This window comes from Pseudomonas sp. RGM 3321 (genome assembly GCF_022836805.1).
Classification (GTDB): Bacteria; Pseudomonadota; Gammaproteobacteria; order Pseudomonadales; family Pseudomonadaceae; genus Aquipseudomonas.
This window is the reverse complement of sequence record NZ_JALHBH010000117.1, coordinates 67,180-84,842: the sequence shown is the minus strand read 5'-3', so window position 1 is coordinate 84,842 and position 17,663 is coordinate 67,180. Positions and strand designations below refer to the sequence as shown.

The window sequence follows — 17,663 nt, the reverse complement described above, 5'->3', positions numbered from 1 at the left end:
CTGCGACTGGGCAGACCTGCGGCACCGTTCTGGGCATCGACATCTATGATAGCCGTGCCCAACTGCACTCTTACTCACATAAGGCCATTGGTAGAGTGAGCTCAGACTGCACCTATTATCGTGCGTCTACCAGACGCAGCGCGCGGCGCTCAACCGGTTTGGGGGACACAGCCTCAGGCCAAAGCTGTCATAAAGCTGGCATTACTCAGCCAAAACGACCCTAAAAGGCACAAAAAAAGCACTTGCGATAAACGCTAAGTGCTTGATTTGTAACGCTTGTATGGTGGAGCCGGGGGGATTTGAACCCCCGTCCGCCAGTACTCCGCTGTCGGTACTACATGCGTAGCCGTGTCTATTAAGTTAACCCTCAGCGACCCGACGGGCAGGGTGCTTTGGGCGAGCTGTGTAATTTTTAGCCGATTCGTCCACAGCGTACTGCACGGCGATTCTGTTCTATATGACAATCATTTTGGGTTTACAGACATCCCCTGATGATTGCTGGAGCCGAAGCTACCAGAAGTGCGGCTAGGCTGCTTACGCAGCTAGTTGAGCACCGTAGTTTTCGTCATTGGCAACTATAGAAAGTTGCAACAGTGGATTTACGAGTTCTGTTACCAACTCGGCATGCACCTAAAGTTTCATCACCGGCGTCGAATCCAAATCGGCCCCGAGACTGCTTTCGCAGTCGCTGGGGCGCAGTGTACGCCAATTGGCGTGGCACGTCGACCCGTCTGCTGCAATCGTTCAGGCCAGCTAGGTGGCTGGCCTCATCGGGTGGAGTTACTTGACACCTCCGCTGCTCGAATCTGTGGTTTTCAGTGCGTTGACCACATTGGCGGTAATCTCGACGCATTGTTTCTCATCGCCTGCAGCTTGTGCCGCCTCGGCATTTTTTTGAGTGGTTTGAAGGCTTTTATTTTCTTCCTGGCTACGATTCGTGCCGGATGAAAGCTGAGCATCCTTGATGATCTGTATGTTGGTGCCACACAAACCATCGGCGGCAAAAACCGGCGAAGCCAACAGGGCGGCGCTGAGGAACAATCCAGTGAGGGCGGTACGCATCATGTGTCTCTCCTTATAACCTGTGGACTCGGTATGGCCGGTTTTGAGGCCGTCGCCCGAGGGTTTGAAAGCCCGTTCATTTTCAGGGCCTAAAGGATTGACTGTGCTGTAACGCAGGCGTTCTATTTTATTTTCAGACAGATGCGAAAAAGCCACATTGGGCGGTTAAGGCACCAAAGTGGGGCGATCTTCGCGTTGAGGTTGTGATTGTGCGGGGGGGGGGATGAGGGAGGATTAATTGAAGGTGCGCAGTGCCAAATGCCAATTAAAGGCATTTGGCACGGGCAGAAAGTTAGTCGTCCTTGCCCTTGGAGCGCACGGCACGCAGCAACTCACGGTCCGAGTCGCGTTCACGCTCGGTGTGGCGCTTGTCGTACTCCTTCTTGCCTTTACCCAGCGCGATTTCGCACTTGATCAAGTGCTCCTTCCAGTAAACGGAAAGGGCCACGCAGGCATAGCCTTTCTGCTGAACCGAGCTGGTGAGCTTTTCGAGCTCGCGCTTGTTCAGCAGCAGTTTTCGGGTGCGTGTCGGGTCAGCGATGACGTGCGTGCTGGCAGTCTTGAGAGGCGTGATGTGGCAACCCATCAGCCAGGCCTCGCCATCCTTGAGCAGCACGTAACTGTCGACCAGCTGTACCTTGGTGGCACGCAGGCTTTTTACTTCCCAGCCAGCCAGGACCAGACCGGCCTCGAACTTGTGTTCGATGAAGTAATCGTGACGCGCCTTTTTATTTTGCGCGATGGTCCCTGTAGGGTTTTTCTTGAGCTTAGCCATAGGGGGCGCATTATAGGGAGTTGCATCAATGTCGGCTATGGGAAAGCGCGTGCTTGAGCACAAAGGTTGAATCCCGGACAATGCGCGATCTTTTTTGGCTGGGCGTTTCGATAATGTCGACGGACAAGGTTTCAGTCCACGGTAGCTGGGCAAGCCGCTGGGTGTTCATCCTGGCTGCCACCGGCTCTGCCGTGGGGCTGGGCAGCATATGGAAATTCCCGTACATGGTCGGTGCCTATGGCGGCGGTGCATTTGTACTGGTGTTTCTGGCGTGCATCGCGCTGATCGGCATTCCGGTGATGATCGCCGAGACGCTGATTGGCCGTCGTTCCCGACTCAGTCCTGCAAATGCGCTCAAGACGCTGGCGCTGGAAGCGGGGCATTCGGCGCGCTGGTCATGGGGGGCTTTTGCCGGAATGGTCACGGCTTTGCTGATTCTCTCCTTTTATAGTGTGGTGGGCGGCTGGTCGCTGGATTACATCATCGACATGGGGCGCGGCGATTTTCAGGGCGTTTCGCCGGATCAGGTCGGTGCCTATTTTGGCGCAGTGATTGCCGACCCTTGGCGTCTGATTGTGTGGCACACCATTTTCATGCTGCTCTCGGCGGTGGTGATCGGCAAGGGTGTCGAGGCCGGTCTGGAGAAGAGCCTGCGCATCATGATGCCGATGCTGTTTCTGCTGATGCTGGCGCTGTTGGGCTATAGCCTGACCACCGGGCACTTCATGGAAGGCGTGCATTTCATGTTCGACTTCAATCCCGACAAGGTACTGGATGGCTTGCTGCCTGCGATGGGGCATGCGTTCTTTTCCCTCAGCGTCGGTGTCGGCTCGATCATGGTCTACGGCGCTTACATGACCAAGGGTGCGTCCATCAGCACCACGGTCGTCGGTATCGCGTTGCTCGACACCTTTGTTTCGCTGCTGGCGGGCCTTGCGCTGTTCCCTATTGTTTTTGCAGCAGGCCTGAACCCGAGCGAGGGGCCGGGCCTGATGTTTGTAACGTTGCCATACGCGTTCGGCAACGTGGCATTCGGGCAGTTGATGGGTGTTGTATTCTTCGTGCTGGTGGCCGTAGCTGCCTGGAGCTCGGCGATTTCGCTGCTTGAACCCATGGTTGCCTATCTGGTTGAGCGCACTCGTATTCGCCGCGCCTGGGTGACGTTCTGGCTGGCATTTACCTGCTGGTTTGTGGGGCTGGGAACGGTGTTCTCGTTCAATATCTGGCAAAAAGCCAAGTTTTTCGTGAACGATGGAGGTGTATTCCATCTCTACCAGTGGGGCGCATCGACTGGCCTGGACTTCTTTGGAGTCATTGATTTCTTCACTTCGCGGATCATGTTGCCGCTGGGTGGGTTGTGTTTTGTGGTATTCGCTGGTTGGGTGATGAGCCGTGAGACGGTGCGTGACGAATTGTCGATTCGCAGTCTGCTGCTCTTCAACCTGACGTTCTTTTTGATGCGCTACGTGGCGCCGCTCGGCATTCTTGTGGTGTTTGCCGCTCAGCTCTGGAAATGACGCTCACATGACTACGCATATACAACGCTCTGCTTTACTGCCGTACCCGGCCGGGTTCCTTTATGACCTGGTCAATGATGTGGCCCGTTATCCCGAGTTTCTGCCATGGTGTTCCTCTGCCACCGTGCTCGAGTCCAGCGAAGCGCAGATGCGCGCCAGCCTGGAAATTGCCAAGGGCGGTCTGAGTCAGAAGTTCATGACGCGCAACACGCTTACCCCAGGCGAGTCGATCGTGATGGACCTGGTTGAGGGGCCATTCGAGCAGTTTCATGGCGTCTGGACATTTAAGCCGCTGGGCGAGAAGGCCTGCAAGATCAGCCTGGATCTGTCATTCGATTATGCCGGCTCTATCGTTCGCGCCACCCTGGGGCCACTGTTCAATCAGGCGGCCAATACGCTGGTAGATGCGTTCTGTCAGCGAGCGAAAGAGCTGCATGGCTGAAGCAGTGATTCAGATTGAGGTGGCGTACGCCTCTGTGCAGCGTCAGGTGTTGATGACGCTGTATGTTCCAGCAGACTCTTCGGTGCGTCAGGCACTGGCTCTCAGTGGCATGGACAGGGAGTTTCCCGAGCTGGATCTGACGCAGTGTGCCGTAGGCATCTTCGGCAAGGTGGTGGCTGATCCTTCCACGCGGGTGCTGGAGGCGGGTGAGCGAATAGAGATCTATCGTCCGCTATTGGCCGATCCCATGGAGATCAGGCGCCTGCGTGCCGCCAAGGCACGGGAGAAACGGACGATGCCAGGCTGAACGCTGACTGAACGAAAGGCACAAAAAAGCCCGGCATGCCGGGCTTTTTGTTGAGCGCTGCGGACTAACGAGAGTTGGTGTCCAGAGGCTCTTGGGTCGGGACAGGTACAGTCTCGACGCTGTCCACGTCTTTCTGGATCTTGTCCAGCAACGAACCTGGCTTGGCCGGTTCTTCAGGCTTCTGCACCGGCTGATTCTCTGCCGGGACAGTGGTATCGCTGCCTTTGCCGAGAATGGCTTCATCGCGGCTGACACCGGGCATGAAGTCGCCAGACAGGCTTACAAGCTGGTCATTGCCGTTGAATATAAGGCTGACACGCTCCTGCTGGCGTTCACCGCCACCTGGCTGCAGGCTGTACAGGTAATCCCACCGATCAGAGTGGAAAGTGTCGGTCAACAGGGGGTTGCCCATGATAAACCGTACTTGCCGTCGGGTCATTCCGGGGCGTAACTGGTCTATCATGTCCTGCGTGACGACATTACCCTGCTGGATGTCGATTTTGTAAACCCCGGGGAATGAACAACCGGCGAGTGCGAGCAGTCCCACGAAGGTGAAACTGGTTAGCAAGAGCTTGGTGTTTTGCATCGGTGGGCGACTTCCACTATCTTGGCTGGGACAACGTAAACCCCGATCATACCTGCATTAAGAGAAGCTGCGAAGCAGCGTCTGCGAGAAAGCTGACCATGGTTGAAAATAGCGAACTACGTAAAGCAGGACTAAAGGTAACCCTACCAAGGGTTAAAATACTCCAAATGCTCGATTCTGCCGAGCAGCGCCACATGAGTGCCGAGGATGTCTACAAGGCGCTTATGGAGGCAAGCGAGGACGTCGGCCTGGCCACGGTTTACCGTGTTCTAACCCAGTTTGAAGCCGCGGGATTAGTGGTGCGCCACAATTTCGACGGCGGCCATGCTGTGTTCGAACTGGCTGATGGCGGCCATCACGACCATATGGTCAACGTGGAGTCCGGTGAGGTGATCGAGTTCTTCGACGAAGAAATCGAGAAGCTTCAAAAGGCTATTGTCGAAAGACACGGCTTTGATCTGGTGGACCACAATCTGGTGCTCTACGTCCGCAACAAGAAGGCGTAAGCCAGACGGCGTAAAAACCAGCACCAAAGGCGACCCCGGGTCGCCTTTGTGCTTTCTGCGGTTCAGCTTTTAGCGGTAACGACCATCTTTTTGGCGTGCGCCAGAGATTCCTTGGTCAGGTCGATGCCCCCCAGCATTCGGGCCACTTCTTCTATGCGCTCGGTCTTGCTGAGCTTTGAGACCGCCGTACGCGTGGCGTCGTTGTCGCGAACCTTGTGCACAAACAGATGCTGATGGCCCTGCGCGGCAACCTGCGGCAGGTGAGTGACGGTCATGACTTGCCCGCGCTCGCCCAGACGACGCAGCAGTTGCCCCACGATCTCGGCGGTCGGCCCGCCAATGCCCACATCGACTTCGTCGAATACCAGCGTCGGCACCCGCGAGGTTTGTGCAGTAATGACCTGAATCGCAAGGCTGATGCGCGACAGCTCGCCACCCGACGCGACTTTCGCCAGCGCTTTCAGCGGTTGGCCGGGGTTGGCGCTGACCAGTAGCTCTACCTGCTCAAGACCGTGAGGTGACGGTTCTACGTTGGCGTTGGCTTTGAGGTCGATCTGGAAACGACCGCCCGGCATGCCCAGTCGATGAATTTCCTGCTCTACAGCGCTGGCCAGTGTCGTTGCCGAATTGCGGCGCAGGTCGCTCAGTTCGCGGGCCTTCTCCTGATAGTGCCGGGCAAATGCCTGCACTTCGTGCTCCAGGCGTTCGATGGATTCATCATTGGCATTCAGTGTTTCTATTTCATCCAGCAGCTTTTGTTGCAGAGTGGCAACTTCACCTGGCTGGATTCGGTGCTTGCGCGCCAGTGTATAGATGGCATCAAGACGCTCTTCAAGCTGTTGCAGTCTGGCCGGGTCGGCGTCGAAGTGATCCAGAAAACGGTTCAGTTCGCCTACCGCTTCTTCTACCTGTATCTGCGCGCTGGACAGCAAGCCGGTAGCCTCGCTCAGGGCGGACGGCGAATGGTCGACGCTGCCGAGCCGATGCAGGCTGGCAGTCAGTGCATTGAGCACATTGCCGGAGTCGCTTTCACTGCACTGCTCGACCACTTGTCGGCAAATACTCAGCAGGCTTTCGGCGTTGGTCAGGTCTTTGTGTTCCTGCTCGAGTTGCTCAAGCTCGTTTTCGCCCAGGCTCAGGCTTTCCAGCTCTTCGAGTTGATAGCTGAGCAGTTGATGGCGTGCACGCTGCTCGTCCCCTGAATTGGAAAGGCGCTCCAGCTCTTGTCGCGTCTGCCGCCAACGCTGTGCGGCGAGATGGACCTGACGGGCCAGGTCGGTAGCGCCAGCGTATTCGTCCAGCAGGCGTCGGTGGGTATCGGTCTTGAGTAGCGACTGATGCTCATGCTGGCTGTGGATATCAATGAGTAATTCGCCCAGCGCCTTCAAATCTCCCTGAGGGCAGGGCGAGCCATTGATGTACGAGCGTGACCGACCTTCGGCGGTAATGACCCGGCGCAGGATGCAGGGGCCGTCGTTGTCCAGGTCGCGCTCTTTGAGCCAGGTCTGTGCCTCGGGAATGTCGCCCAGGTCGAATGTGGCCAGGATATCGGCCTTGTCGGCACCCGGCCGGACCACGCCGCTGTCGGCACGGTCGCCCAGCGTCAGGCCCAGGGCGTCAAGCATGATCGACTTGCCAGCGCCGGTTTCGCCGGTGATGACGCTCATGCCTCGATCCAGTTCAAGGTCAAGGTGTTCGACAATGGCGTAATTGTGTACGGAAAGGTGCACCAGCATTGAGCGGCTCCCGGGCTGTTTGTCTGGTTATTTATACAGTGTTTTATTTGTTTCTGACAATGCCTTCGCTTAGCTCGATTTGATCGGTTTGCAGTGGTTTTTAGTCGCTCTTGTGTCGACCCGCAATTTTTCACTCGTCCGGAATCCGCATTATTTGTCAGGGAATGCGTATCTCGATTGCATGAAACCCTTGAAGCCGGAAATTCCGATCCCATATAGGGGGCAGAAGCGCGAATCGGGATCGCGGATGTTTTTAGAGGAGAACAAGTATGGCTGACGAACAGAATCTGGATGCGCAGGCTCAGGATCAGGCTGCCGAGGCGGGCGCGGGTGAAGAACTGACAACCCGCGTGCAGGTGCTCGAAGAGCAACTGGCTGCTGCGCAGGACCAATCCCTTCGCGTGGCTGCGGATCTGCAGAATGTCCGCCGCCGTGCCGAGCAGGATGTTGAAAAGGCGCACAAGTTTGCGCTGGAAAAATTTGCCGGTGATCTGTTGCCGATCATCGACAGTCTGGAGCGAGGCCTTGATCTGTCCAATCCGGACGATGAAAGCATTCGCCCGATGCGTGAAGGCATCGAGCTGACCTTGAAGATGTTCCAGGACACCCTCAAGCGTTATCAGCTGGAAGCCATTGATCCGCATGGTCAACCGTTCAGTGCCGACCAGCACCAGGCGATGGCCATGCAGGAAAGTGCCGACGTCGAGCCTAATACTGTGCTCAAGGTATTCCAGAAGGGTTATCAGCTTAATGGTCGCCTGTTGCGCCCGGCTATGGTCGTGGTCAGCAAGGCACCGTCGCCTGCAACGCCGTCAATCAACGAGCAGGCTTGAAATCAGCTGTAAGGCCCCCATTTAAAGGTCAAGCGTTTAAGAGCTACCGCACGGTGTAAATGCACCGGCGGCAACCAAATCCAAGTTTTGCAAGTTTCGGGAGAGTCAAGATGGGCAGAATTATCGGTATCGACCTGGGGACTACCAACTCCTGCGTCTCCATTCTGGAAAACGGTAACGTCAAGGTTATCGAGAACGCAGAAGGTACTCGTACTACACCTTCGATCATTGCTTATGCCAATGACGGCGAGATCCTGGTTGGTCAGTCCGCCAAGCGTCAGGCCGTTACCAATCCGCACAACACGCTGTACGCGGTAAAGCGTCTGATTGGTCGCAAGTTCGAAGAGGATGTCGTTCAGAAAGACATCCAGATGGTCCCTTACAAGATCGTCAAGGCTGACAACGGTGATGCCTGGGTTGAAGTGAATGGCCAGAAAATGGCGCCTCCTCAGATTTCCGCTGAAATCCTGAAGAAAATGAAAAAGACTGCCGAAGACTACCTCGGTGAAGCGGTCACCGAAGCGGTCATCACCGTTCCGGCCTACTTCAACGACAGTCAGCGTCAGGCTACCAAGGACGCTGGTCGTATCGCCGGTCTGGACGTCAAGCGCATCATCAACGAACCAACCGCGGCCGCTCTGGCTTACGGTATGGACAAGGCCAAGGGCGACCACACCGTCATCGTTTATGACCTGGGTGGCGGTACTTTCGACGTCTCGGTCATCGAGATTGCCGAAGTCGATGGTGAGCACCAGTTCGAAGTGTTGGCCACCAACGGCGACACGTTCCTGGGTGGTGAAGACTTTGATATTCGTCTGATCGACTACTTCGTCGACGAATTCAAGAAAGAAAGCGGCATGAACCTCAAGGGTGACCCGCTGGCCATGCAGCGTCTGAAAGAAGCTGCCGAGAAAGCCAAGATCGAGCTTTCTTCCAGCACGCAGACCGAAGTCAACCTGCCGTACATCACTGCAGATGCAACCGGTCCAAAGCACCTGGTCGTGAAAATTTCGCGCTCCAAGCTGGAATCGCTGGTTGAAGACCTGGTTCAGCGCACCATCGAGCCTTGCCGCATGGCGTTGAAAGACGCGGGTATCGATATCAGCAAGATCAACGACGTGATTCTGGTCGGTGGTCAGACGCGTATGCCGCTGGTTCAGAAGCTGGTGACCGAGTTCTTCGGCAAAGAAGCACGTAAAGACGTCAACCCTGACGAAGCCGTTGCAATGGGTGCTGCCATCCAGGGCGCAGTACTGGCCGGTGATGTCAAAGACGTTCTGCTGCTCGACGTCAGCCCGCTGACTCTGGGTATCGAAACCATGGGCGGCGTGATGACTGCGCTGATCGAGAAAAACACTACGATTCCTACCAAGAAATCCCAGGTGTTCTCGACTGCCGATGACAACCAGAACGCGGTAACCATCCACGTACTGCAGGGCGAGCGCAAGCAAGCCGGTCAGAACAAGTCCCTGGGCAAGTTCGACCTTGCCGAGATTCCACCTGCTCCACGTGGTGTGCCACAGATCGAAGTAACCTTCGATATCGACGCAAACGGCATCCTGCACGTTGGCGCGAAGGACAAGGCGACCGGCAAGCAGCAGTCCATCGTGATCAAGGCCAACTCCGGTCTGTCCGAGGAAGAAATTCAGCAAATGGTCCGTGATGCTGAAGTCAACTCCGAAGAAGATCGCAAGTTCGAAGAACTGGCTTCTGCCCGTAACCAGGGTGATGCGCTGGTCCACTCGACTCGCAAGATGATCGCTGATGCAGGTGACAAGGTCACTGCTGAAGAGAAAACTGCTGTCGAGGCTGCACTGGTTGCTCTGGAAGCCGCTATCAAAGGCGACGACAAGGCTGCCATCGAAGCCAAGGTTGAAGAGCTGTCGAAGGTTTCCGCGCCAATCGCTCAGAAGATGTACGCCGAGCAGGCCGAAAACCCTGAAGCAGCGGCCAAGCCTGCTGAAGAAAATGCCAAGGCTGACGACGTTGTCGATGCCGAGTTCGAAGAAGTGAAAGACCACAAGTAAGCGCAGGCTCACTTGAACGCCGGTTGACCTCTTTCGAGCGCTGACTGGTAGGATGTCGCCGCGCGGGAGCTTGCTCCCGCGTTGGCGTGTCTGGAACAAGCAAAATTTCGGCGTGCGGATTTGCTCCGCAAGCCATGTGGCAAGATCGCTACGCTCCTGCGTGGCGAATCATTCTGCCGCTTTCTCGGCCAGATCCATCTGGTTGTTGAACGAAGACCAGGATCGTTGAATTGACGTGAGTTGGGTCCGGGGCCTGTATGGGGCTCAACGAGTTTGGCAGGGCTCAGGAGGGTCTTGCCGAACGTCCTCAAGAGTGCGGAAGAACTATGGCAAAGCGTGATTATTACGAAGTGTTGGGAGTGGAGCGAGGCTCCAGCGAGGCGGACCTGAAAAAGGCTTATCGCCGTCTGGCGATGAAGCATCACCCCGACCGCAACCCTGATGACAAGGCCTCGGAAGAGCTGTTCAAAGAGGCCAACGAGGCCTACGAAGTGCTGTCCGATGCCAGCAAGCGCGCTGCCTACGATCAGTATGGCCATGCTGGTGTCGATCCGAGCATGGGTGGCGGCGGTTTTGGTGGTGGTGCCGGTGGTGCCAACTTCTCCGATATCTTCGGTGATGTGTTCAGTGATTTCTTTGGCGGTGGCCGCGGCGGTGGCGGCGGTGGTCGTGGCGGTGCCCAGCGCGGCAGCGATCTGCGCTATACGCTGGAGCTGAATCTGGAAGAGGCGGTTCGCGGTACTAACGTGAATATCCGCGTTCCGACACTGGTCAACTGCAAGCCGTGCGATGGCAGCGGTGCCAAGAAAGGCTCGTCGCCCGTTACCTGCCCTACCTGCGGTGGTATCGGTCAGGTACGCATGCAGCAGGGTTTCTTCTCTGTGCAGCAAACCTGCCCACGCTGCCATGGCCACGGCAAGATTATTTCCGACCCGTGCGATTCGTGCCACGGCGAAGGTCGTGTCGAAGAGTCCAAGACGCTTTCGGTCAAGGTGCCGCCAGGTGTCGATACCGGTGACCGCATTCGTCTGTCTGGCGAAGGCGAGGCGGGTACTCAGGGTGGACCGACCGGCGACCTGTATGTCGTGATCAATGTGCGCGAACACGCGATCTTCCAGCGTGACGGCAAGCACCTGTTCTGCGAAGTGCCAATCAGCTTTACCGATGCAGCGCTGGGCGGCGAGCTTGAAGTGCCGACCCTTGACGGTCGCGTCAAGCTGAAAATTCCCGAGGGTACCCAGACCGGCAAGCAGTTCCGCTTGCGTGGCAAGGGTGTCGCTCCGGTGCGTGGCGGCGGCGCTGGTGACTTGATGTGCCGTGTAGCAGTCGAAACCCCGGTCAACCTGAGCAAGCGTCAGCGTGAATTGCTTGAGGAGTTCCGTACATCGCTTGAAAACGACGAATCCCACTCTCCCAAGGCCAGTGGCTGGTTCGAGGGTGTGAAGCGTTTCTTCGGCGATCTGTAAGGCTTATCAACGGGAGCAGGGCATGCGACGTATTGCTGTAGTGGGCGCCGCCGGGCGCATGGGCAAGACCTTGATCGAGGCGGTTCAGCAGGCACCGGGTGCCGGGCTGACCGCCGCTGTCGATCGTCCTGACAGCACGCTGGTAGGTGCGGATGCAGGCGAGCTGGCTGCGCTGGGGCGTATCGGTGTGCCGTTGTCGGGAGACCTGGCAAAAGTGGCGGATGAGTTCGACGTGTTGATCGACTTCACCCACCCTTCGGTAACACTGAAAAATCTGGCGTTCTGCCGCAAGGCCGGCAAGGCCATGATTATCGGCACGACCGGCTTCAGTGCCGAAGAGAAGCAGCGTCTGGTCGAGGCGGGTAAAGACATTCCAATCGTCTTTGCTGCCAACTTCAGCGTCGGTGTGAATCTGTGTCTGAAGCTGCTCGACACCGCTGCGCGCGTTCTGGGTGATGAGGTCGATATCGAAATCACCGAGGCGCACCATCGGCACAAGGTCGATGCTCCGTCCGGCACCGCCTTGCGCATGGGGGAAGTGGTTGCCAATGCGCTGGGTCGCGACCTGGAAAAAGTCGCTGTCTACGGTCGTGAAGGCCAGACCGGCGCGCGTGATCGTCAGACCATCGGTTTTGCGACCATTCGTGCCGGTGACGTTGTCGGCGACCATACCGTGCTGTTCGCAGCAGATGGCGAGCGGGTCGAGATTACCCACAAGGCATCCAGTCGCATGACCTTCGCCAAGGGTGCTGTACGGGCTGCAATGTGGCTCGACGGCAAGGCGCCAGGGCTTTACGACATGCAGGATGTGCTGGGTCTGCATTGATTTCATACAGGGTCGTTCAAGGCCCTGTCGCATTTTCCCGCATTTCAGGCTCATTGGTGGTAGACCAAAAAGGGCCTTTTCTGTAAGCTACAGCTTTAGTGTGTCCACTAAAGGCGCGCAGATGATTCCATAAGAAAGCGGGGTGACGTAACTACGTCATTCCGCTTTTTTGCAGCCTGCGATCGCCCTTTCAGGTTTTATTTACGGGAGGTCTTCTTGACTAAGCCAGCCATACTCGCCCTTGCTGATGGCAGCATTTTTCGCGGCGAAGCCATTGGAGCCGACGGTCAGACCGTTGGTGAGGTGGTGTTCAACACCGCAATGACAGGCTATCAGGAAATTCTTACCGATCCTTCCTACGCCCAGCAAATCGTTACCCTGACTTACCCGCACATCGGCAATACCGGTACAACGCCTGAAGACGCAGAGTCCGATCGTGTCTGGTCCGCCGGCCTGGTCATCCGTGACCTGCCACTGGTCGCCAGCAACTGGCGTAACAAGCTGTCCCTCGGTGATTACCTGAAAGCCAATAATGTCGTTGCCATCGCCGGCATCGACACGCGTCGCCTGACCCGCATCCTGCGTGAGAAAGGCGCCCAGAACGGCTGCATCATGGCTGGCGACAACATTTCCGAAGAAGCAGCCATCGCTGCTGCTCGCGGGTTCCCCGGCCTCAAGGGCATGGACCTGGCAAAGGAAGTCAGTACCAAGGACACGTACGAGTGGCGTTCCAGTGTCTGGAACCTGAAAACCGACAGCCACCCTGAAATCGCTGCTTCCGAGCTGCCCTATCATGTGGTCGCTTATGACTACGGCGTCAAGGTCAACATTCTGCGCATGCTGGTCGAGCGCGGTTGCCGGGTAACTGTGGTGCCTGCGCAAACGCCTGCCAGCGACGTGCTTGCCTACAAGCCCGACGGTGTTTTCCTGTCCAACGGCCCTGGCGACCCCGAGCCGTGCGACTACGCCATCAAGGCGATCAGGGAAGTGCTGCAAACCGAAGTGCCGGTATTCGGTATCTGCCTGGGTCACCAGCTTCTGGCCTTGGCTGCCGGTGCCAAGACCGTGAAAATGGGCCACGGCCACCACGGTGCAAACCACCCTGTTCAGGATCTGGACACCGGTGTGGTCATGATCACCAGCCAGAACCACGGTTTTGCTGTTGATGAGGCCACGCTGCCGGGCAATGTTCGCGCCATTCACAAGTCGTTGTTCGACGGCACCCTTCAGGGTATCGAACTGACCGACAAGAGCGCATTCAGCTTCCAGGGTCACCCTGAGGCGAGCCCGGGCCCGAATGACGTCGCGCCTCTGTTTGATCGCTTTATCGAAGCCATGGCCAAGCGACGCTGACCGGTTGCCTTGAGACTGTAATACGCAGGTGGCCTGGGCGGCCCCGGACTCAATGTCCGGTTGCTGCCGCCCAGGCCACCTCAAAGAAATGTTCAAGACGGCTTGCCGACTGACCTGCGGATTTGAGTGACAACCCATGCCAAAACGTACAGATATTAAAAGCATCCTGATTCTCGGCGCCGGCCCCATCGTGATCGGCCAGGCCTGTGAATTCGACTACTCCGGCGCCCAGGCCTGCAAGGCTCTGCGCGAGGAGGGTTACCGCGTCATCCTGGTGAACTCCAACCCGGCCACCATCATGACCGACCCGGCCATGGCCGACGCCACCTACATCGAACCGATCAAGTGGCAGACCGTTGCCAAGATCATCGAGAAAGAGCGTCCGGATGCACTGCTGCCAACCATGGGTGGCCAGACGGCTCTGAACTGCGCACTGGATCTGGAGCGCGAAGGCGTTCTGGAGAAGTTCGGTGTCGAAATGATCGGCGCCAATGCCGACACCATTGACAAGGCTGAAGACCGCTCGCGTTTCGACAAGGCTATGAAGTCCATCGGCCTGGCGTGCCCGCGTTCCGGTATCGCGCACAGCATGGAAGAAGCCAACGCGGTTCTTGAAAAGCTCGGCTTCCCGTGCATCATTCGTCCATCGTTCACCATGGGCGGCACGGGCGGCGGTATCGCGTACAACCGTGAAGAGTTCGAAGAAATCTGCGCTCGCGGTCTGGACCTGTCGCCGACCAAAGAGCTGCTGATCGACGAATCGCTGATCGGCTGGAAAGAATACGAAATGGAAGTTGTCCGCGACAAAAAGGACAACTGCATCATCGTCTGCTCGATTGAAAACTTTGACCCGATGGGCGTGCACACCGGTGACTCCATCACCGTTGCTCCGGCGCAGACCCTGACCGACAAGGAATACCAGATTCTGCGTAACGCCTCGCTGGCAGTGCTGCGCGAGATCGGCGTTGAAACCGGTGGCTCCAACGTTCAGTTCGGCATCTGCCCGGACACCGGCCGTATGGTCGTGATCGAGATGAACCCGCGCGTATCGCGTTCCTCGGCGCTGGCCTCCAAAGCGACTGGCTTCCCGATTGCACGCGTTGCCGCCAAGCTGGCAGTGGGCTACACCCTTGACGAGCTGTCGAACGAAATCACCGGCGGCAAGACCCCGGCATCGTTCGAGCCTTCAATCGACTACGTCGTCACCAAGCTGCCGCGTTTTGCTTTCGAGAAGTTCGCCAAGGCCGATGCGCGCCTGACCACTCAGATGAAGTCGGTCGGTGAGGTCATGGCCATCGGCCGTACTTTCCAGGAATCCCTGCAGAAAGCCCTGCGCGGCCTGGAAGTCGGCGTTTGCGGTCTCGATCCGAAGCTGGACCTGAGCCACCCTGAAAGCATGAGCACGCTCAAGCGCGAGCTGACTGTGCCGGGTGCCGAGCGTATCTGGTACGTCGCCGACGCCTTCCGCGCAGGCATGACGGTTGAAGATATCTTCGCCATGAACATGATTGACCCCTGGTTCCTGGTGCAGATCGAAGATCTGGTCAAGGACGAGGAGAAGGTCAAGACGCTGGGCCTGTCGGCAATCGATCGTGACCTGATGTTTCGTCTCAAGCGCAAGGGCTTCTCTGATGCGCGTCTGGCCAAGCTGGTCGGAGTCACTGAAAAGAACCTGCGTACGCATCGTCACAAGCTGGATGTCTTCCCGGTCTACAAGCGCGTCGACACCTGCGCCGCCGAGTTTGCAACCGACACCGCGTACTTGTACTCGACGTATGAAGAAGAGTGCGAAGCCAACCCTTCGACGCGCGACAAGATCATGATTCTTGGCGGTGGCCCTAACCGTATCGGCCAGGGTATCGAGTTCGACTACTGCTGCGTACACGCCGCCCTGGCGCTGCGTGAAGACGGGTACGAGACCATCATGGTCAACTGCAACCCGGAAACCGTTTCCACCGATTACGACACCTCTGACCGCCTGTACTTCGAGCCTGTCACCCTGGAAGACGTGCTGGAAATCGTCCGGGTCGAGAAGCCGAAAGGTGTGATCGTTCAGTACGGTGGCCAGACGCCGCTGAAACTGGCACGTGCCCTTGAAGCAGCCGGTGTGCCGATTATCGGCACCAGCCCTGACGCCATTGACCGTGCCGAAGACCGTGAGCGCTTCCAGCAGATGGTCGAGCGCCTCAACCTGCGTCAGCCGCCAAACGCTACTGTGCGTAGCGAAGACGAAGCCATTCGTGCTGCGGCGAAGATCGGTTATCCGCTGGTGGTGCGCCCGTCCTATGTACTGGGCGGCCGCGCGATGGAAATCGTGTACCAGGAAGACGAGCTCAAGCGTTACCTGCGTGAAGCGGTTCAAGTGTCCAACGACAGCCCGGTGCTGCTGGACCACTTCCTGAACTGTGCCATCGAGATGGACGTCGATGCGGTCTGCGACGGAACTGACGTGGTGATCGGCGCGATCATGCAGCATATCGAGCAGGCGGGCGTTCACTCCGGTGACTCCGCATGCTCGCTGCCGCCTTACTCGCTGCCTGCACACATCCAGGACGAGATGCGCGAGCAGGTCAAGAAAATGGCCCTGGAGCTGGGCGTTGTCGGCCTGATGAACGTACAGTTGGCACTTCAGGGCGAAGATATCTACGTCATTGAAGTCAACCCGCGTGCATCGCGTACCGTGCCGTTCGTTTCCAAATGCATCGGTGTTTCCCTGGCCATGATTGCGGCTCGCGTGATGGCAGGTAAAACCCTGAAAGAGCTGAACTTCACCAAGGAAATCATCCCGAACTTCTACAGCGTGAAGGAGGCAGTGTTCCCGTTTGCCAAATTCCCTGGCGTTGACCCGATCCTCGGCCCGGAAATGAAATCGACCGGCGAAGTGATGGGCGTGGGCGATACCTTTGGTGAAGCGTTTGCCAAGGCTCAGATGGGCGCGAGCGAAGTGCTGCCGACCGGCGGTACTGCTTTCATCAGTGTGCGTGACGATGACAAGCCTCTGGTTGAAGCGGTCGCCCGTGACCTGATCAATCTGGGTTTCGAGATTGTTGCTACCGCAGGTACTGCCAAGCTGATCGAAGCGGCAGGCCTGAAAGTACGTCGCGTCAACAAGGTGACCGAAGGGCGTCCGCACGTGGTCGATATGATCAAGAATGACGAAGTCACCCTGATCATCAACACCACCGAAGGTCGTCAGTCGATCGCGGATTCCTACTCCATTCGCCGTAACGCCTTGCAGCACAAGATCTACTGCACCACTACCATTGCAGCAGGCGAAGCGATCTGTGAAGCGCTCAAATTCGGTCCCGAGAAGACCGTACGTCGCTTGCAGGATCTCCATGCAGGATTGAAGGCATGATCAAATACCCAATGACCGTCCAGGGCGCTCGCGCCCTGGAAGAAGAGCTGACTCACCTGACCAAGGTGATCCGTCCCAAGTTGAGCCAGGACATCGGTACTGCGCGCGAACTGGGCGACCTCAAGGAAAACGCCGAATACCATGCTGCCCGCGAGCAGCAGGGGATGGTCGAGGCGCGTATTCGTGATATTGAAGGCCGCATGCAAAACGCAGTGGTGATCGACGTTACGACTATTCCGCACACTGGCAAGGTGATTTTCGGCACGACAGTCGAAATCGCCAACGTCGAAACCGACGAAAGCGTTGTCTACCAGATCGTTGGTGAGGACGAGGCGGATATCAAGAAGGGCAAGATTTCAGTGGGTTCGCCCATTGCTCGTGCCTTGATTGCCAAGGAAGAGGGCGATGTCGTCGTCGTGAAAACGCCTAGCGGCGTTATCGAATACGAAATCATCGAAGTGCGTCACATCTGATGCCTGTCGCCCGCTTTGGCGGGCGCAGTCAGCAGCAAAAAAGAGTCAGGGCACGCCTTTTGGCGGCCCTGACTTCTGTTTTTATCCGTGTGCGCGGTGGACGTTGGAGAGCTGCTTGTTTACCTTTGGGTTCTTGCGGTAGATCAGCGCCATTTTGCCGATGACCTGTACAAGATCCGCCGAACCGGCCTTGCACAGTTCTGCAACGGCACCCAGGCGGCTTTCACGGTCAAGGATGTTGAGCTTGATCTTGATCAGCTCGTGATCGCTCAATGCGCGTTCAAGCTCTGCAAGTACACCTTCAGTCAAACCATTGTCAGCCACGATCAACACCGGTTTCAGATGGTGGCCAATGGATTTGTATTGTTTCTTCTGCTCTGGAGTGAGCGGCATAAT

General features: G+C 57.2%; 16 protein-coding genes and 1 other RNA gene. 11 read left to right on the top strand and 6 right to left on the bottom strand.

The window, feature by feature from the left end; all coding sequences use genetic code 11:
• Positions 1 to 281 precede the first annotated feature (281 nt).
• The 3 genes from ssrA to smpB all read right to left on the bottom strand — a co-directional run bounded on the left by ssrA (position 282) and on the right by smpB (position 1,837).
• Positions 282 to 669: a transfer-messenger RNA gene (ssrA, locus tag RGM3321_RS20570) on the bottom strand.
• 111 nt (positions 670 to 780) lie between these two features.
• Positions 781 to 1,065 carry a hypothetical protein gene (locus tag RGM3321_RS20565; RefSeq protein ID WP_244394610.1) on the bottom strand — a complete coding sequence of 95 codons (285 nt, stop codon included), beginning with the start codon at positions 1,063 to 1,065 and terminating at the stop codon, positions 781 to 783.
• 289 nt (positions 1,066 to 1,354) lie between these two features.
• Positions 1,355 to 1,837 carry an SsrA-binding protein SmpB gene (smpB, locus tag RGM3321_RS20560; protein WP_244394609.1) on the bottom strand — a complete coding sequence of 161 codons (483 nt, stop codon included), beginning with the start codon at positions 1,835 to 1,837 and terminating at the stop codon, positions 1,355 to 1,357.
• Between the two features lie 113 nt (positions 1,838 to 1,950).
• Here smpB and RGM3321_RS20555 point away from each other — a divergent pair, with 113 nt between their 5' ends.
• The 3 genes from RGM3321_RS20555 to RGM3321_RS20545 are packed head-to-tail and all read left to right on the top strand — an operon-like array spanning position 1,951 to position 4,103.
• The gene (locus tag RGM3321_RS20555; protein WP_244394744.1) at positions 1,951 to 3,354 is read left to right on the top strand and encodes a sodium-dependent transporter; all 1,404 of its coding nucleotides are present in this window, start codon (positions 1,951 to 1,953) and stop codon (positions 3,352 to 3,354) included.
• 7 nt (positions 3,355 to 3,361) lie between these two features.
• Complete coding sequence (locus tag RGM3321_RS20550) at positions 3,362 to 3,796, top strand: type II toxin-antitoxin system RatA family toxin (RefSeq protein WP_004656689.1); 435 nt, start codon at positions 3,362 to 3,364, stop codon at positions 3,794 to 3,796.
• On the top strand, positions 3,789 to 4,103 hold the full coding sequence (locus tag RGM3321_RS20545; RefSeq protein WP_244394608.1) for an RnfH family protein: 315 nt from the start codon (positions 3,789 to 3,791) through the stop codon (positions 4,101 to 4,103). Before RGM3321_RS20550 ends, RGM3321_RS20545 begins: the two co-directional genes overlap by 8 nt.
• 64 nt (positions 4,104 to 4,167) lie before the next feature.
• On the opposite strand, the gene RGM3321_RS20540 is transcribed toward RGM3321_RS20545, so the two are convergent.
• Complete coding sequence (locus RGM3321_RS20540; RefSeq protein WP_002555143.1) at positions 4,168 to 4,689, bottom strand: outer membrane protein assembly factor BamE; 522 nt, start codon at positions 4,687 to 4,689, stop codon at positions 4,168 to 4,170.
• A 98-nt stretch (positions 4,690 to 4,787) separates the two neighbouring features.
• On the opposite strand from RGM3321_RS20540, the gene fur reads away from it, so the two are divergent.
• The gene (fur, locus tag RGM3321_RS20535) at positions 4,788 to 5,195 is read left to right on the top strand and encodes a ferric iron uptake transcriptional regulator (protein WP_002555142.1); all 408 of its coding nucleotides are present in this window, start codon (positions 4,788 to 4,790) and stop codon (positions 5,193 to 5,195) included.
• 62 nt (positions 5,196 to 5,257) lie between these two features.
• Here fur and recN read toward each other — a convergent pair whose 3' ends face one another.
• Positions 5,258 to 6,931: a DNA repair protein RecN gene (gene recN / locus RGM3321_RS20530; protein WP_057412074.1), complete on the bottom strand. Its 1,674-nt coding sequence runs from the start codon at positions 6,929 to 6,931 to the stop codon at positions 5,258 to 5,260.
• Between the two features lie 269 nt (positions 6,932 to 7,200).
• On the opposite strand from recN, the gene grpE reads away from it, so the two are divergent.
• From grpE to greA, 7 genes are all read left to right on the top strand, one after another.
• On the top strand, positions 7,201 to 7,764 hold the full coding sequence (gene grpE / locus RGM3321_RS20525) for a nucleotide exchange factor GrpE (RefSeq protein WP_002555140.1): 564 nt from the start codon (positions 7,201 to 7,203) through the stop codon (positions 7,762 to 7,764).
• Between the two features lie 110 nt (positions 7,765 to 7,874).
• A complete protein-coding gene (dnaK, locus tag RGM3321_RS20520; protein WP_122386917.1) occupies positions 7,875 to 9,791 on the top strand; it encodes a molecular chaperone DnaK in 1,917 nt (638 codons plus the stop codon).
• Between the two features lie 326 nt (positions 9,792 to 10,117).
• The gene (gene dnaJ / locus RGM3321_RS20515; RefSeq protein ID WP_244394607.1) at positions 10,118 to 11,257 is read left to right on the top strand and encodes a molecular chaperone DnaJ; all 1,140 of its coding nucleotides are present in this window, start codon (positions 10,118 to 10,120) and stop codon (positions 11,255 to 11,257) included.
• A gap of 22 nt (positions 11,258 to 11,279) precedes the next feature.
• Entirely contained in the window at positions 11,280 to 12,083 is an 804-nt protein-coding gene (gene dapB, locus RGM3321_RS20510) for a 4-hydroxy-tetrahydrodipicolinate reductase (RefSeq protein ID WP_017700063.1), read from the top strand.
• Positions 12,084 to 12,299: 216 nt separating this feature from the next.
• Positions 12,300 to 13,436: a glutamine-hydrolyzing carbamoyl-phosphate synthase small subunit gene (carA, locus tag RGM3321_RS20505; protein WP_005733031.1), complete on the top strand. Its 1,137-nt coding sequence runs from the start codon at positions 12,300 to 12,302 to the stop codon at positions 13,434 to 13,436.
• Between the two features lie 136 nt (positions 13,437 to 13,572).
• Entirely contained in the window at positions 13,573 to 16,794 is a 3,222-nt protein-coding gene (gene carB / locus RGM3321_RS20500; RefSeq protein ID WP_230016807.1) for a carbamoyl-phosphate synthase large subunit, read from the top strand.
• Positions 16,791 to 17,267: a transcription elongation factor GreA gene (gene greA / locus RGM3321_RS20495; RefSeq protein WP_002555134.1), complete on the top strand. Its 477-nt coding sequence runs from the start codon at positions 16,791 to 16,793 to the stop codon at positions 17,265 to 17,267. Before carB ends, greA begins: the two co-directional genes overlap by 4 nt.
• 81 nt (positions 17,268 to 17,348) lie before the next feature.
• Here the strand turns inward: greA and RGM3321_RS20490 are convergent, their stop codons facing one another.
• Positions 17,349 to 17,660, bottom strand: a complete 312-nt coding sequence (locus tag RGM3321_RS20490; protein ID WP_002555133.1) for a YhbY family RNA-binding protein — start codon at positions 17,658 to 17,660, stop codon at positions 17,349 to 17,351.
• Positions 17,661 to 17,663 lie beyond the last annotated feature (3 nt).

Coding starts and splice junctions, on each gene's coding strand:
- carB (WP_230016807.1), top strand. CDS start 13,573: ATGCCAAAACGTACAGATATTAAAAGCATCCTGATTCTCGGCGCCGGC.
- RGM3321_RS20540 (WP_002555143.1), bottom strand. CDS start 4,689: ATGCAAAACACCAAGCTCTTGCTAACCAGTTTCACCTTCGTGGGACTG.
- RGM3321_RS20490 (WP_002555133.1), bottom strand. CDS start 17,660: ATGCCGCTCACTCCAGAGCAGAAGAAACAATACAAATCCATTGGCCAC.
- RGM3321_RS20550 (WP_004656689.1), top strand. CDS start 3,362: ATGACTACGCATATACAACGCTCTGCTTTACTGCCGTACCCGGCCGGG.
- fur (WP_002555142.1), top strand. CDS start 4,788: ATGGTTGAAAATAGCGAACTACGTAAAGCAGGACTAAAGGTAACCCTA.
- greA (WP_002555134.1), top strand. CDS start 16,791: ATGATCAAATACCCAATGACCGTCCAGGGCGCTCGCGCCCTGGAAGAA.
- smpB (WP_244394609.1), bottom strand. CDS start 1,837: ATGGCTAAGCTCAAGAAAAACCCTACAGGGACCATCGCGCAAAATAAA.
- RGM3321_RS20565 (WP_244394610.1), bottom strand. CDS start 1,065: ATGATGCGTACCGCCCTCACTGGATTGTTCCTCAGCGCCGCCCTGTTG.
- dnaJ (WP_244394607.1), top strand. CDS start 10,118: ATGGCAAAGCGTGATTATTACGAAGTGTTGGGAGTGGAGCGAGGCTCC.
- grpE (WP_002555140.1), top strand. CDS start 7,201: ATGGCTGACGAACAGAATCTGGATGCGCAGGCTCAGGATCAGGCTGCC.
- RGM3321_RS20555 (WP_244394744.1), top strand. CDS start 1,951: ATGTCGACGGACAAGGTTTCAGTCCACGGTAGCTGGGCAAGCCGCTGG.
- dnaK (WP_122386917.1), top strand. CDS start 7,875: ATGGGCAGAATTATCGGTATCGACCTGGGGACTACCAACTCCTGCGTC.
- recN (WP_057412074.1), bottom strand. CDS start 6,931: ATGCTGGTGCACCTTTCCGTACACAATTACGCCATTGTCGAACACCTT.
- dapB (WP_017700063.1), top strand. CDS start 11,280: ATGCGACGTATTGCTGTAGTGGGCGCCGCCGGGCGCATGGGCAAGACC.
- RGM3321_RS20545 (WP_244394608.1), top strand. CDS start 3,789: ATGGCTGAAGCAGTGATTCAGATTGAGGTGGCGTACGCCTCTGTGCAG.